Annotated in this window: 15 protein-coding genes; 9 read left to right on the forward strand and 6 right to left on the reverse strand. The window is 67.1% G+C overall.

Features of this window, described 5'->3' with window-relative positions:
- The first annotated feature begins 4 nt into the window (after window positions 1-4).
- A complete protein-coding gene (locus tag AWC12_RS18940) occupies window positions 5-439 on the forward strand; it encodes a cupin domain-containing protein (RefSeq protein ID WP_024444201.1) in 435 nt (144 codons plus the stop codon).
- Here AWC12_RS18940 and AWC12_RS18945 read toward each other — a convergent pair.
- Window positions 436-1596: a zinc-binding dehydrogenase gene (locus tag AWC12_RS18945; RefSeq protein WP_024444200.1), complete on the reverse strand. Its 1161-nt coding sequence runs from the start codon at window positions 1594-1596 to the stop codon at window positions 436-438. The two genes, AWC12_RS18940 and AWC12_RS18945, sit on opposite strands and share 4 nt — an antisense overlap.
- 30 nt (window positions 1597-1626) lie before the next feature.
- On the opposite strand from AWC12_RS18945, the gene AWC12_RS18950 reads away from it, so the two are divergent.
- The 3 genes from AWC12_RS18950 to AWC12_RS18960 are packed head-to-tail and all read left to right on the forward strand — an operon-like array spanning window position 1627 to window position 4416.
- A complete protein-coding gene (locus tag AWC12_RS18950) occupies window positions 1627-2418 on the forward strand; it encodes a glutaminyl-peptide cyclotransferase (RefSeq protein WP_081659871.1) in 792 nt (263 codons plus the stop codon).
- The gene (locus AWC12_RS18955; RefSeq protein WP_234814093.1) at window positions 2411-3283 is read left to right on the forward strand and encodes a DUF1295 domain-containing protein; all 873 of its coding nucleotides are present in this window, start codon (window positions 2411-2413) and stop codon (window positions 3281-3283) included. Before AWC12_RS18950 ends, AWC12_RS18955 begins: the two co-directional genes overlap by 8 nt.
- The gene (locus AWC12_RS18960; protein WP_085176286.1) at window positions 3280-4416 is read left to right on the forward strand and encodes an FAD-dependent oxidoreductase; all 1137 of its coding nucleotides are present in this window, start codon (window positions 3280-3282) and stop codon (window positions 4414-4416) included. Before AWC12_RS18955 ends, AWC12_RS18960 begins: the two co-directional genes overlap by 4 nt.
- Here AWC12_RS18960 and lipE read toward each other — a convergent pair.
- From lipE to AWC12_RS18975, 3 genes are all read right to left on the reverse strand, one after another.
- Window positions 4379-5575, reverse strand: a complete 1197-nt coding sequence (lipE, locus tag AWC12_RS18965) for a lipase LipE (protein ID WP_085176288.1) — start codon at window positions 5573-5575, stop codon at window positions 4379-4381. The two genes, AWC12_RS18960 and lipE, sit on opposite strands and share 38 nt — an antisense overlap.
- Entirely contained in the window at window positions 5572-6042 is a 471-nt protein-coding gene (locus AWC12_RS18970; RefSeq protein ID WP_085176290.1) for an Rv1352/Rv1906c domain-containing protein, read from the reverse strand. Before AWC12_RS18970 ends, lipE begins: the two co-directional genes overlap by 4 nt.
- 89 nt (window positions 6043-6131) lie before the next feature.
- Window positions 6132-6533 (reverse strand): heme-binding protein, encoded by a 402-nt coding sequence (locus AWC12_RS18975; RefSeq protein WP_024444194.1) that lies wholly within the window; start codon window positions 6531-6533, stop codon window positions 6132-6134.
- Between the two features lie 306 nt (window positions 6534-6839).
- Between AWC12_RS18975 and AWC12_RS18980 the strand changes: the two genes are divergently transcribed.
- Genes AWC12_RS18980 through AWC12_RS18990 form a run of 3 tightly spaced genes read left to right on the forward strand, consistent with a single transcriptional unit; the run spans window position 6840 to window position 8807 of the window.
- Window positions 6840-7541 (forward strand): nitroreductase family protein, encoded by a 702-nt coding sequence (locus AWC12_RS18980; RefSeq protein ID WP_085176292.1) that lies wholly within the window; start codon window positions 6840-6842, stop codon window positions 7539-7541.
- Entirely contained in the window at window positions 7538-7945 is a 408-nt protein-coding gene (locus AWC12_RS18985; protein ID WP_024444192.1) for a VOC family protein, read from the forward strand. The genes AWC12_RS18980 and AWC12_RS18985 overlap by 4 nt, the downstream gene beginning before the upstream one ends.
- Window position 7946: 1 nt before the next feature.
- A complete protein-coding gene (locus AWC12_RS18990; RefSeq protein WP_085176294.1) occupies window positions 7947-8807 on the forward strand; it encodes a rhomboid family intramembrane serine protease in 861 nt (286 codons plus the stop codon).
- Here the strand turns inward: AWC12_RS18990 and AWC12_RS18995 are convergent.
- Window positions 8784-9671, reverse strand: coding sequence for an LLM class F420-dependent oxidoreductase (locus AWC12_RS18995; protein WP_085176296.1), 888 nt, complete (start codon window positions 9669-9671; stop codon window positions 8784-8786). The genes AWC12_RS18990 and AWC12_RS18995 overlap by 24 nt on opposite strands.
- Window positions 9672-9713: 42 nt before the next feature.
- Here AWC12_RS18995 and AWC12_RS19000 point away from each other — a divergent pair, with 42 nt between their 5' ends.
- Entirely contained in the window at window positions 9714-10427 is a 714-nt protein-coding gene (locus AWC12_RS19000) for a beta-phosphoglucomutase family hydrolase (protein WP_234814094.1), read from the forward strand.
- On the forward strand, window positions 10427-12793 hold the full coding sequence (locus AWC12_RS19005; protein ID WP_085176383.1) for a glycoside hydrolase family 65 protein: 2367 nt from the start codon (window positions 10427-10429) through the stop codon (window positions 12791-12793). The genes AWC12_RS19000 and AWC12_RS19005 overlap by 1 nt, the downstream gene beginning before the upstream one ends.
- Here AWC12_RS19005 and AWC12_RS19010 read toward each other — a convergent pair.
- On the reverse strand, window positions 12776-14704 hold the full coding sequence (locus AWC12_RS19010; RefSeq protein ID WP_234814095.1) for a potassium transporter Kup: 1929 nt from the start codon (window positions 14702-14704) through the stop codon (window positions 12776-12778). The two genes, AWC12_RS19005 and AWC12_RS19010, sit on opposite strands and share 18 nt — an antisense overlap.
- Window positions 14705-14713 lie beyond the last annotated feature (9 nt).

Genomic DNA, 14713 nt, shown 5'->3' on the forward strand with positions numbered 1-14713 from the left:
CACAATGACCAATGCTTCCGACTTCCTGACCGACGCCCCGCTGGCCGGCGAGCTCGTCGCCACGGACTTCGACGGTTGGACCGACGAGCTCAAGGCCGAGTTCGAGTCGCACTCCCACGACGGGCACGTGGGTTCCCGCCTCCTGAGCGAGAACGACCGCGTGCGTGTCTGGGAGATCAGGCTCGCCCCCGGGCAGCGCTGGCACGCCCACCGGCATGTGCTCGACTACTTCTGGACGGCGGTCAACGCCGGCCGCAGCAGGCAGCACACCGCGGACGGAACCACCCGCGAGGTCTCCTATCAGGCCGGCGAAACCCGACATTTCACGTTCGCGGCTGGTGAATACCTGTTGCACGACATCGAGAACGTCGGCGACGGCGACCTGGTGTTCACCACCGTCGAGCATCTCGACTCGGCCAACGCCCCGCTGAAGATCTAGGGAGCTGCGGCACTGCTCGCCGGGTCGATGAGGATCTTCGCGTGGGTCTCGGGGTCGCCGAGCGCCTCGAAGGCGGCGGCGACCCCGCCGAGCCCCACCGTCCCGGTCACCAGCGCGGAGGTGTCGAGCTTGCCGTCGGCCAGCATGTGCAGCGTGTCGCGGTACTCCAGCGGCGTCTGCCCGAAGACGAAGCGCAGGTCGAGTTCCTTGCCGATCGCCATCGCCGGACGTATGCGGTCCTCGCCCATGCAGACCCCGACGACGATCACGCGGGACGCCAGCGGAGCGGCGCGAATGATCCCGTCGATCATCCCGGGCACACCCACGCATTCGAAGATCACCGGCCGCTTGGGTGCGGTGCCGCCGAGCTTGTCGGCGATCCGGTAGACGTGCGACCAGCCGGGAATCCTGCGCAGCTTCTCCATCGACCCGACGGCGAGCTCGTAGAGGGCAGGCAATTCGGTCAGCCCGCGCTTCTTCGCGGGCACCGCCTCGTACGGATCACCGACAGCGGGGTCGACGACGATGTCGGCGCCGCACCGGGTCGCGAGCGCTCGCCTGCCGGGCGAGTAGTCGCTCGCGACGATCGTGGCGATCCCGCGTGCCTTCAGGTGGCAGATGACCGCCAGCCCGACCGGCCCGCAGCCGAGCACGATGGCCACATCCCTGGTGGTGATCTCACTGCGCCGCACGGCGTGCAGTGCCACCGACATCGGTTCGGTCAATGCGGCGGTCGCCGGATCCAGGCCGTTGGGCACCGCGAAGGTGAGTGATGCCTCGGTGACCACCTGCTCGGCGTAGGCCCCAGGAGTGAGCGGAGACAGGCCGATGAGGTGGACACCGCCGCCCGCGCGGCGCAGCGGGAACGACACCACCGTCGTCCCCGGGGTGAACTCCTTGCCGACCTTGCGTCCACGCTCGGCGACCCTGCCGCAGAACTCGTGGCCCATCACCACAGACGTGTCGCTGCGCATGAAGTCGTGATAGCCGCCTTCGGCGAAAACGTCGGTCAGCTCGTCGGCGTGATCCTTGGCATGCAGGTCGGATCCGCAGATCCCGCACCGCAGCACATCGAGCACGAGTTGGCCCTCGTCGGGCCTCGGCGACGGCAGGTCCACGACTTCCAAAGTGCTGCGCACACAGCTGACGGCTTTCATTCCGCCATCGTTGCACGGTAGAACGACGATATGACTCCCTCTTCTCACAGGGCCGCCCCGCGGATGTGTGCGGCGCTGGCACTGGCGGTGGTGGCGGGCTGCTCCGCCTCCCCGCCGGTCGCTCAAGCCGGCCCCGCGCCCGTCATCGAACCGGAGGTCCTCGCGGAGATTCCGCACGATCCGGCCGCCTTCACACAGGGGTTCGAGATCAACGGCTCCGTCCTCTACGAGGGCACCGGGTTGGCCGGTGAGTCGCAGATGCGCCAACTCGATCCCGCCGCCGGCACGGTCACCCGGGCAGTCGACATCCCCGCCGACTACTTCGGCGAAGGCATCACCCTGGTGGGGGAAAAGATCTGGCAGTTGACCTACCAGGACGGCGTGGCCGTCGAATGGGACAGGTCCACCATGGCGCCGGTGCGTGAGGTTCCGCTGTCCGGCGAAGGCTGGGGACTCTGCTACGACGGTCAGCGACTGATCCGCAGCGACGGCACCAGCCGCCTCACGTTCCACGATCCCGCGGACTTCTCGGAGATCGGCGGTGTCGATGTCAGCAACGACGGCGGGCAGCTCAAGGGGCTCAACGAGCTCGAGTGCGTCGACGGTCAGGTGTGGGCCAATGTGTGGCCGACCGACAACATCGCGCGGATCGACCCGTCGAGCGGCGCGGTCACCCTTCTGGTCAACGCCGGCGCGCTCCGCGAACGCGGTATCCCACCGACCGCGCAGGTGCTCAACGGCATCGCCCATGTGCAGGGTGACGAGTTCCTGCTGACCGGCAAGTTCTGGCCCAAGACGTTCCGGGTGCGCCTCGGTGGGTAAATCGAGATCGCTCGCCATCGTCACGGTGGCCTATGTTTTGGCGGTGGCCGCGGCGGCGGCGTGGCTGATCTGGGGACCCTCCACCGGAAGGTTGTGGCTCGACACATTCATCGCGGACGTGATCGCCACCCTGGTCGTATTCGGATTCAGCCGCGCGTACCGCAACTCCAGCTTCTACGACGCGTACTGGAGCGTCATCCCGCCGCTGCTGTTGTTCTACTGGTGGTACGAGAGCGGTGTCACGACGCTGAGCACCTGGCTGATGGCGGTGCTGGTGACGGTGTGGGCAGTGCGACTGACGGGGAACTGGGTGTACGCGTTTCCCGGTCTGCACCACGAGGATTGGCGCTACCCGATGTTCCGGGAGCGGGCCGGCAAGTTCGCATTCGTCGCCGATCTGGTGGCCATCCACCTGATCCCCACCGTGCAGGTGTTCCTCGGGATGCTTCCGGTCTACGTTGCGATCACCACGCCGCAGATCCGCCTGCCGTGGCTGGCGGTCGCCGCATTCGTGGTCGGGATGGCCGCTGTCGCACTCGAATTCGCAGCCGACGTGCAGATGCACAGGTTCGTCGCGAACAAGCGGCCCGGTGAGGTGATGGACCGCGGATTGTGGAGCTGGTCGCGGCACCCGAACTACTTCGGCGAGTTCGGATTCTGGTTCGCGTTGGCGCTCTTCGGTATTGCTGCATCACCGGGGTCCTGGTGGGTGTTGGTCGGCGCGGCGGCGATGCTCGCGATGTTCCTCGGCGCGAGCATCCCGATGATGGAGGCCCGCAGCCTGGAACGCCGCCCCGGTTACCAGGCGGTCATCGACAGGGTGTCGCGGTTCGTGCCCCGCCCGCCGTCGAAGGTCAGCGCATGACCGGCAGGCGCGTGGTCATCGCAGGGCTGGGCGATGTAGGGGTGCTGACCGCGATCAAGCTGTCCAAGCACGCCGATGTCGTCGGCATCTCGGCCAAACCGGGGCTGGTCAGCGGACAGGAACTCGGATGGCGGCTCGCCAGACCCGACGACTGGGCCCGCCACAACTGGATCCCGTTCGGGCGCTTCCGCGGACTCGACAGGGTCCGCACCGTGCACGGCACCATCACCGGCCTGGACGCAGATGCCAGGACCGTGAAGGTGACGTTGCCCGACGGGTCGACGACCGAGGTCGCCTACGACGTGCTCGTCATCGCAACCGGCGTCACGAACGGCTTCTGGCGGCAGCCGACGTTGCAGACCGCGGCCGAGGTCGGCGACGGTCTGCGCGACCCTCACGAGAAGCTCTCCGCCGCGCGGTCGGTCATCGTCGTCGGAGGCGGCGCGGCAGCGGTCAGCAGCGCGGCCCAGATCGCCGCCGCGTGGCCGGACAAACGGATCGAGTTGTGCTTCCCGGGCGACCGGGCGCTGGCCGGTCATCACCCGCGGACCTGGGCGAAGGTTCGTAGCCGGCTCAACGAGGCGGGCGTGGTGTTGCGGCCCGGGCACAGGGCCGAACTGGCGCCCGGGTTCACCGGCGACACGCTGACCGACGATCCGGTGCGCTGGAGCACCGGGCAGGAACCGTCCACCGCGGACGCCGTGCTGTGGGCGATCGGCCGGGTTCGCCCGAACACCGACTGGCTACCGGCGGACATGCTCGACGAGAGCGGATTCGTGCGGGTCACCCCCGAACTGAGGGTGCCGGGACATCCGGAGATCTTCGCGGTCGGCGATGTGGCGGCGACCGATCCGTTGCGAAGCTCGGCCCGCAACCGTGCCGACGGGCTGCTGGCCCGAAATGTGCTGGCGTCGTTCGAGGGCAAGCCTCTACGGAAATACCGGGCGCCGACGCGGCGGTGGGGGTCGGTGCTGGGAATCCAACCCGACGGGCTCGAGGTCTTCACGCCCAACGGGCGGGCCTTCCGGTTCCCCGCCTGGACGTTCGAGCGCGTGCTGATGCCCTGGATCGTGCGCTGGGGCATCTACCGCGGCATCAGGCCCTGCCGTCAACCCTGGGAATCTCGGCGTTGATGCGGTCCAGCAGCTGGGGATAGCGCTTGGCTTCGCGGTGGCTGCCCGGCTTGCCGCTGCTGACGACGGCGACCGACAGTGCCCGTTCCGGGTCAGCCCACACCGCGATGTCCGTCAGCCCGGTGTGGCCGAACGCGCTTGCGGCGTTACGGCCGAACGGCCCGAATCGCTTGGACCCCAACATGTATCCGGTGCCCCACCGCATCGGGGCCAGCCCGGTTGCGAGATCGGGCCGCAGTCTGCGCGCCTCCTTCGTCGCCGCCCTCAAGGTCTCCGGTGACAGCACCCGAACCCCGTCGAGTTCTCCACCGCGACAGAGGATCTCCGCAAAACGCGACAGCTCGTTGGCGTTGGACACGGTGTTGGACGACGGGATGACGCCGGTGAGGAATCGCGGCGTGTTGGAGAACGGGATGATCTGTTGGGGCGTGCCGCCGACGGCCGTCTTGAACGCCTTGGCGACCGGAGCGGGCAGCGGTTTGCCCGTCACGTGGCTGGGGGCAACCAATGGAACATCCTGTGCCGCAACGCCGTAATTGGTCCAGCGGAAACCGAGCGGGTTAAGGATCTCCTCGGCCAAAATGTCGCGGATGTTGCGTCCGGTCGCGGCGTTGATGATCTCGCGCATCAGCGGTCCCCACGTGACGCCGTGATAGATGTGCACCAGACCGGGGGGATAAACCGGCTTCATCCGGCCGAGCATCTCGCGGGTGTACTCGCTGTCGTCCATCCGCTTGAGGTCCGGCTTGGGGCCGGTGGCGAACGGGATGCCCGCGCTGTGGGTAAGCACGTGCCGGATGGTCGTGCGGTCCTTGCCGTGGCTGGTGTAGGTCGGCAGGTAGTCGCACACCCGATCGTCCAACGAGAAAGCGCCGCGCTCGACCAGCATGTGCGCCACGGTCGTCGTGATGGCCTTGGCCGCGGAGTACACGCAGAACGGTGTCTCGGTGGACACGGGAACGCGTCGCTGCGGATCGTCGTCCCAGGCGTGTCCGATCGCCCGGTCCAGGATCACCTTGCCGTCGCGGCGCAGGCACACCTGGATCGCGGGCTGCATCCCTGCCGCGTGCCAGTGCCGGGCGGCCTGCCAGATCCGCTCGACCGAGGCCGGGTCTACCCCCGAATGGTCCTCGGCTGCTACTGCTTCGGGGGCCGTCAGGGCGGCGGCCCTCCGGAGAACATGCCGCTGCCGATCGCCTGCGTCAGATCTCCCAGCAGCGAGCCGGGGCCCGGCTCGGGCGGCATCGGCGCGTTGGTGAGCTGCCAGGCCTGACAGTCGCTGGTCGTGAACGACGTATCCGTCGGCATGATCTGGACGAACGAAGGCTTCTTCGTCAACCGATTGTCGACGAGCTTGTCGCCCGCGGTGCGCTTCCAGTAGCAGGCACCACCGTCGACAGGACCGGCCGACTGGTAGACGCCGGGAGCGATGTCGGTGCCGATGGTGTAGGTGCCGTTGGCATCGATCGTGGTCTTCAGACCCTCAGGGGGTGCCGCGGGGGCTTCGGCTGGTGCGGGCGGTGGTGGCGCAGGTGCGGGAGCGGGTTGAGCCGAAGCGATCGGAACGAGCACGCACCAGCTCGCAACCACCGCCGCGCTGACCGCGGCAGGTTTCGTGAGCCTCATAGGAAGCGAGTCTAATTGCCGGTTCGCATGGCGAGAAAGAAATGCGGCGGCGGGATCACCCGCCGCCGCATCGTGTGTCTCTTCCGGCGTCAGCCCGCCATGAAGGTGTTGTAGGCCGACTGCAGCTCCGGTGGCAACACCGTCACGTTGCAGTTGCGCTGCGCGTCGCCGAGCGGCGCCAGGATTCCTCGGAGGTCGTAGTACTCCCCCGGGTTTGCGGTGAAGTAGCCGCGCAGGTTGGCCTCGGCCTCGGGTCGCGGCTGGCTCATGGCCGCGGTGACGGCCTGGTTGGCGCCCGGGTGAGTGTCGAGGTACTGGCGCGCCTGAGCCGTGACCGAGCTGACGGTGCCGGTCAGGGAGCTGGCGGTGCACTGGGCCGGCTGTGCCGACGCGATCGGCGCAGTCACGGTTGCTGCGGCCAGACCGCCGAACACGCACGCCGCCCCGATGCCGGCCATGCCCTTACGCATGGCGGTACCACTGAAAATCATGATGAATGGGTCCTTCTCATTTGTGATTCTTGGCGAATCGATTACTGCTTTCCCCGCCCGAAATCAAAGGTAGCCGAGATCAGAAGTGCCCAAACGTGGCCGAGCGCCCCGGAATACGAAAGGGCGCAGGCGTTACGCCCAGCGGCAGTGACTTTGACCTCATTTGCGCCGAAACTGTTCGCCGTCAACGAAATTGGACCGCCAAAACTATGAGGTCTCTCAATGTTTGCGGGATTCACTTAAATGATCGTGATCTGTGTTGTTGTCCAATCGTTATCAGCCATCACGTCAGATAGCTTCTGAGTCATGCGTGACAGCACGAGCGACGTCTGGGAGACGATGTCGACCGCCCGCACCATCCGGCGGTTCACCGACGAACCTGTCGACGACACGACGTTGCGACGCTGTCTGGAGGCGGCGACGTGGGCGCCGTCGGGAGCCAACGCGCAGTCGTGGCGATTCATTGTCCTGCGTTCTGCCCAGCAACGCGCCGTCGTCGCCAAGGCCGCTGCGCACGCGCTGGCCGTCATCGAACCGGTCTACGGCATGAGCCGTCCTGCGCCGGACGACGACAGCCTGCGGGCGCGCAACAACAGGGCCACCTACGAGCTGCACGACCGGGCCGGAGAGTTCACGTCCGTGCTGTTCACCCAGAGGCGCTTCCCGACCGCGTCGGAGCTGCTGCTGGGCGGGTCGATCTTCCCGGCGATGCAGAACTTTCTGCTCGCCGCACGGGCGCAGGGCCTGGGTGCGTGCCTGACCAGCTGGGCGTCCTACGACGGCGAACGGCTGCTGCGGGACGCTGTCGGGGTGCCCGAGGATTGGATGTTGGCCGGCCACATCGTCGTGGGCTGGCCGAAGGGCAGGCACGGCCCGCTGCGGCGCAGGCCGGTCGAGCACGCCGTCAACGCCGAGGTGTGGGATCGCCCCATACAGTGGACCCGGGCGAGCGAAGCGACGGGAGAAACGGACCCGGGCGAGCGAAGCGACGGGAGAAACGTGAAGTGAAACTTGACCTGCTGTCACCCGGTATCGAAGTCGGGCTCGTGACCACCGATCTGGAACCGATGGTGGCCTTCTACGAGGGTTTCCTGGAGCTCGAACCGCAGGGTGAGATTGAGTTCGAGGGCGGCTCGCAGCGGCGGTACTCACTCGGCGGCAGCGTGCTCAAGCTCGTCACCTACACGACACCACCGCCGGTACCCGCCGCACCGGGTGGCGGCCGGGCCCAGGCGGGACTGCGGTACTTCACCATCGGAGTGACCGGGCTGCGCGCTGTCGGCGAGGCGTTCGAGGCCTCGCCCTACCAGGTCGTCGAACCGGTCACCGAGTTCGAACCCGTCCCCGGCATGGGCTGGATGTTCGTGGCCGATCCCGACGGCAACCACATCGAACTCTTCGGGACACTCTGACGTGAGCTACCAGTACCCGCCGCAACAGCAGATCCCGACCTGCTACCGGCACCCCGACCGTCAGACCTACGTCCGCTGCACCCGCTGTAACCGGTACATCTGCCCCGAATGCATGCGCAACGCCGCCGTCGGGCACCAGTGCGCCGACTGCGTCGGTGAGGCTGCCCGCTCGGTGCGTCCCGCGACCAACGTCTTCGGCGCCCAGCGGCCCAGGTCGTTGACGCCCGTCGTCACCTACGTGCTGATCGGCATCAACCTGCTGATCTTCGCGCTGCAGATGGCCTCACCCGAACTGGAGCGCGCACTGGCGTTGTGGCCGCCCGCCGTGGCCGACGGGGAGGTCTACCGGCTGCTGACCTCAGCTTTCATGCACTTCGGGCTCACCCATATCGCGTTCAACATGCTGGCGCTGTATTTCGTGGGCCCGCCGCTGGAGCTCGCGCTGGGCCGGATGCGGTTCATCGCGCTGTATCTGCTCAGCGCACTGGGCGGTTCGGTGCTGGTCTACCTGCTGACGTTCAATGCGCTCACCGCAGGCGCGTCCGGCGCCGTTTTCGGACTGTTCGGCGCGACCTTCGTGGTGGGTAAGAGGCTCAACATGGACACGCGCTCGGTGCTGATGATCATCGTGCTGAACCTGGCGTTCACGTTCGTCTATCCGCTGATCACGTCGCAGAACATCAGCTGGCAGGGTCATATCGGCGGTCTGGTCACCGGCGCGGTGGTGGCCGCCGCGTTCGCCTACGCGCCGCGACAGCAGCGCAACCTCGTACAGGGCGCGGCCGCGGCGGCACTGCTCGTGGTCTTTATCGGACTGGTGGTGTGGAGGACCGCCGACCTACGGGCCCTGATGGGCCTCTAGCTGCAATCCTGCGCGAACGGCGATCGCCTCCAGCACCGCCAGATGTTCGTCGACGGTGCGCAGGCCCGCGCCCATCGTGTTCACCGACAGATGTGTCGCCCCCGCGGCGGCCCATGCGTCGATGTCGGCGGTGACGCGGTCGTGGTCACCCTGGAAGTTGACGCGTCCCTCCATGCCGATCCGATCGGGATCGCGACCAGCCTCGCGCGCGGCGGCCTCGACGATGGCCTTGGCTTCGTCCAACCGGGGACCCGGCGGATGCATCGGGAACCAACCGTCGGCGAGTCGGCCTGCCCTGGCATAGCCGCGCGGGACCGCCGCGCCGATCCAGACCGGGATGGGGCGTTGCACCGGCAGCGGCGCGATGCCGGCACCTGTCACGCGGTGATAGCGCCCGTCCATCGTCACCGACCGCTGCGTCCACAGGTCCCGCAACAGCGCGATCTGCTCCTCGGACCGCCGTCCGCGGTTGTCGAACTGCTCGCCCAGCGCCTCGTACTCGACCGCGTTCCAGCCCAGCCCCACCCCGAACCGCAGCCGTCCGCCGCTGAGCAGGTCGACCTCGGCGGCCTGTTTGGCGACCAGCGCGGTCTGCCGCTGCGGCAGCACGATCACGCCGGTGACCAGCTCGAGCGTGGTGGTCGCGGCGGCCAGGAAGCCGAACATGACCAATGGTTCGTGAAACGTCGTGTCGATGTCGTACGGACCCGCCCACCCTGTGTGTACCGCGGGATCCGCACCAAGCACATGGTCGTAGGCGAGCAGGTGCGCGAAGCCGAGCTCCTCGACGCGCTGTCCGTAGGCGCGCACCGCCATCGGATCGCCGCCGAGCTCCGTCTGGGGAAACACCACACCGATCTGCATGAGACACAGGCTATTGAGGCGAAAGGGGGTATGGGTGGGGGCATGCCAGGACAGCTCGGACTTCCGGATCGAATACGCGCATGCCTTTTTGACCTCGACGGGGTGCTCACCGACACCGCCAGCGTCCACCGGCGCGCCTGGAAGGCGATGTTCGACGAATACCTCCACTCGCTCGACGGCGTCCCGTTCCGTGCGTTCGATGCGGGCGCGGACTACGAAAACTACGTCGACGGGAAGCCTCGCGCGGACGGGATCCGCTCGTTCCTGGAAAGCCGCGACATCTCGGCCGACGACGCAACCGTGACCCGGTTGGGCGACAGGAAGAACCACATGTTCCGCCAGACCCTGGAGAGCGACGGGGTGCAGGTGTTCGAGGGATCGCGTCGCTATCTGGAGGCGGCCGCCGAGGCGGGCCTGCGGCGCGCCGTGGTGTCCTCGAGCGCCAACACCCGCGAGGTTCTGGAGCTGACCGGGTTGGACGAGTTCGTCGAGCAGAGGGTCGACGGTGTCACGCTGCGCGAGGAACATTTGCGGGGCAAGCCCGCACCGGACACGTTCCTGCGCGCAGCTGAGCTCCTGGGCGTGACACCGCAGGAGGCGGCCGTGTTCGAGGACGCGCTTGCCGGCGTGGCCGCGGGCCGCGCGGGAAAGTTCGGACTCGTGGTCGGTGTGGACCGCGTCGGACAGTCAGATGCGTTACGGGACAACGGCGCCGACATCGTTGTCACAGACCTCGGGGAGTTGCTCTCGTCATGATGATCACCGACGAAGCCTTCCCGGTCGAACCGTGGCAGGTCCGCGAGACGCAGCTGCAGGTGGACCTGCTGCCGCAGACCGAGTCGCTGTTCGCGCTGTCCAACGGCCACATCGGGTTGCGGGGCAATCTCGACGAGGGCGAACCCTACGGACTGCCCGGCACCTATCTCAACGGCTTCTACGAGAACCGGCCGCTGCCCTACGCCGAGGCCGGGTTCGGCTACCCGGAGGAGGGCCAGTCGATCGTCGACGTCACCAACGGCAAGATCATCCGACTGCTGGTCGACGACGAACCGTTCGACGTCCGGTACGGCGAATTGCACTCGCACGAAAGGGTTCTCGATCTTCGTGCGGGGACGCTGACCCGCACGGTCGAATGGACTGCGCCGTCGGGCAAATCGGTCAAGGTCAATTCGACCCGGCTGGTCTCCCTGGCGCAGCGGGGTCTGGCCGCCGTCGAGTACATCGTGGAGGCGGTCGACGACGTCCTGTTGACGGTGCAGTCCGAACTCGTCGCCAACGAGGATCAGCCAGCGCAGTCGGACGACCCGCGGGTGGCAGCGGTCCTGAACAAGCCGCTCGAAGCCGTGCAGCATGAGGTCAGCGAACGAGGCGCGATGCTGATCCACCGAACCCGCGCCAGCGATCTGACGATGGCCGCGGCGATGGACCACCTCATCGAGGGCGACGGCCGGGTCGACATCAGCGGCGATGCCGGCGAAGACTGGGCACGTACCACCGTCGTATGCGCGCTGAAATCCGGTGAGCAGCTGCGCCTTGTCAAGTACCTGGCCTACGGCTGGTCCAGTCTGCGCTCCCGGCCCGCGCTGCGCGACCAGGTGGCCGCGGCGATCGCCGGCGCCAGATACACCGGCTGGCAGGGACTCCTGGACGCCCAGCGCGAATTCCTCGACGATTTCTGGGACTGTGCCGACGTCGAGGTGCACGGCGACGCCGACTGTCAGCAAGCCGTGCGGTTCGGGCTGTTCCACGTCCTGCAGGCCAGCGCGCGTGCCGAGCGGCGGGCGATCCCGGGCAAGGGCCTCACCGGAACCGGGTACGACGGACATGCGTTCTGGGACATGGAGGGATTCGTTCTTCCTGTGCTCACCTACACGGCACCGCGCGCGGCCGCCGATGCTCTGAGGTGGCGGGCGTCGACACTCGACCTGGCGCGGTCGCGCGCCGCTGAACTGGATCTCAAAGGCGCCAGCTTTCCGTGGCGCACCATCCGTGGCGAGGAGTGCTCTGCGTACTGGCCCGCCGGCACTGCGGCCTTCCACGTCAACGCCGACATCGCGATGGCGTTCGAACGCTACCGCGTGGTGAGCGGCGACGACTCGATCGAAAAGGAGTGCGGGCTGGCGGTTCTCGTCGAGACCGCGCGAATGTGGTTGTCGCTGGGGCACCACGACCGCTACGGCAGATGGCGGATTGACGGGGTGACCGGCCCCGACGAATACACCGCCGTCGTGCGTGACAACATCTTCACCAACCTGATGGCGGCCGCGAACCTGCGCAGCGCCGTCGGCGCGTGTACGCGCCACCCGGACGCGGCACGCGACCTCGGCGTCGACACCGAGGAGACCGCCTCGTGGCGGGATGCGGCCGACGCGGTGTACATCCCCTACGACCGGGAACTGGGTGTGCATCCCCAGTGCGAAGGCTTCACCACCCTGCGGGAGTGGAACTTCACCGAAAACACGAAATATCCACTGCTGCTGCATGAACCATATGTGCGCCTCTATCCCGCCCAGGTGATCAAGCAGGCCGACCTGGTGCTGGCGATGCAGTGGCAGAGCCACGCCTTCACCCCCGAGCAGAAGGCCCGCAATGTCGACTACTACGAGCGGCGCACCACACGGGATTCGTCACTGTCGGCGTGCACCCAGGCGGTGATGTGTGCCGACGTCGGGCACCTGGAGCTCGCACATGACTACGCCTACGAGGCGGCACTGATCGATCTGCGGGATCTGCACAACAACACCGGCGACGGGCTGCACCTGGCATCGCTGGCGGGGAGCTGGACCGCGCTGGTGGGGGGATTCGGTGGTCTACGCGACGACGAAGGGATCCTGTCGCTGGACCCACAATTACCCAGCGGGATCTCACGGTTGTGTTTCCGGTTGTGCTGGCGCAACTTTCGGGTGACCGTCGAGGCCAACCACACGTCGGTGACCTACACGCTGCGCGACGGGCCGGGGGGCACGCTGGAGATCCGCCATGCCGGCGAGAACCTCGAACTGAGCACCGAGAAGCCGACGACGGTGAAGGTCAAGCATCGCAAGGCATTGCTGGCGCCCCCGCTGCAGCCGCCCGGCCGCGAACCGCTGCGGCGGCAACGGAGATCAGACCTGGAGTCGTGACCCGATCAGCACCGTGCGGTCCAGCGGCAGACCGAAGTGGGCAGCCGCGTCGGCCGTGAGGTAGGACGTCGCGATGAAGAGCCGCTTGCGCCACGGTGCCATCGTCGGTGCATCTCCCTGACACAGCTCCAGCCGCGAAAGAAAGTAGGTGGCCCGGTCCAGGTCGAGCGGACCCTCGGTCTGCGCCGGGTCGACCAGGCTCAACGCATGCGGCACGTCGGTGCGCTCCATGTAGCCGAAAGCTGCTTTCACATGGATGATCCCGTCGTCGGGAACGCCCAGATCGTCGACGCTGATCCGGTCCGAATCCGGAACACGGGGCACGGGCAGGATGTGCAGCGAGATGATCACCACGTGCTCGGCGAGCACATGGTTGTGCTCGACGTTGGCACGCATCGACAACGGCGCGGTGTCGTCCCCGCGATTGAGAAACACCGCCGTACCGGGCAGCCGCACCAAAGGCGGCTCTCGGGTGCTGAGCCCCTCGATGAATTCACGCATCGGGCCTTCGGCCTCGCGTCTGGCGTCCGTGACGAGCACCCGTCCGCGCTGCCACGTCGTCATGATGGTGAACGCACCGATCGCGATCAGCAGTGGCAGCCACGCGCCATGGACCAGCTTGGTCATGTTGGCCGCGACGAACATCAGGTCGACGAACAGCAGCGCGCCGCCCCCGAGGATCACCAGCCACAGCGGCGCGCCGGCGCGGGTGCGCGCCAGGTACAGGAACAGCAGCGTGGTGATCGTCATGGTGCCCGTCACCGCCATACCGAACGCGTACGCCAGCGCAGAGGAGCTGCGGAACGCGAACACCAGAATCAGCACGGCGACCAGCAGTACGCCGTTGATCCACGGGACGTAGATCTGCCCGATCGTCGACGCCGAGGTGTGGTGGATACGCAGGCGCGGCAGATACCCCAGCTGCGCAGCTTGCGACGCGACCGAGAACGCCCCGGTGATGACGGCCTGAGAGGCGATCACGGTGGCCGCGGTCGCCAGCAGGATCAGCGGGATCCGCGACCACTCCGGCATGAGGAGGAAGAACGGTGCGCTGACCGTGCGTTCGTCGCTGAGCACCAGGGCGCCCTGGCCGAAGTAGTTCAGCGTGCACGCGGGCAACACCAGACCGAGCCAACCCACGGTGATGGCTTTGCGCCCGAAATGTCCCATGTCGGCGTACAAAGCTTCGGCGCCGGTCACCGCGAGCACCACGGCGGCCAGCGCGAAGAACGCGATGTGGAAATGGCCCGCGAGAAAACCGAGGGCGTACGTCGGTGACAGTGCGCGCAAGATGTCGGGATTGCGGGCGATGCCGCCGACACCCAGGGCGGCGATCGAGACGAACCAGAGGATCATTACCGGGCCGAAGAACCGGCCGACCGTTGCGGTGCCGCGACGCTGAACCGAGAACAGCGCGACGATGATCACGGCGGTGACGGGGACGACGAGGTCCTTGAAGTCGGGGTCGACGACTTCGAGACCCTCCACGGCCGACAGCACGGAGATTGCGGGGGTGATCATGCTGTCGCCGAAAAACAGTGCAGCGCCGAAGAGACCGAGTGCGGACAGGAATACGGTGGTGTGGCGTTTCCTGGGTGCTCCGAATCTTCTGACCAGCGTGATGAGCGCCATGATGCCGCCCTCGCCGTGGTTGTCGGCGCGCATCACCAGCGTCACGTACGTCAACGTCACGATCGTCATCACCGACCAGAAGATCAGCGAGACGACGCCGTAGACGTTGTTGGCCGAGACCGGCACCGGATGCGGATCGGTGGGGTCGAACACCGTGGCCAGGGTGTAGATGGGACTGGTCCCGATGTCGCCGAACACCACACCCAGCGCGCCGACCACGATCGCCGGCCGCAGCAGATTCTTGTCGATGGGCATCATTGTCGCTGACGCGATCGACATTTCGCGTTA

Source organism: Mycolicibacterium iranicum (assembly GCF_002101705.1).
Taxonomy (GTDB): Bacteria; Actinomycetota; Actinomycetes; order Mycobacteriales; family Mycobacteriaceae; genus Mycobacterium; species Mycobacterium iranicum.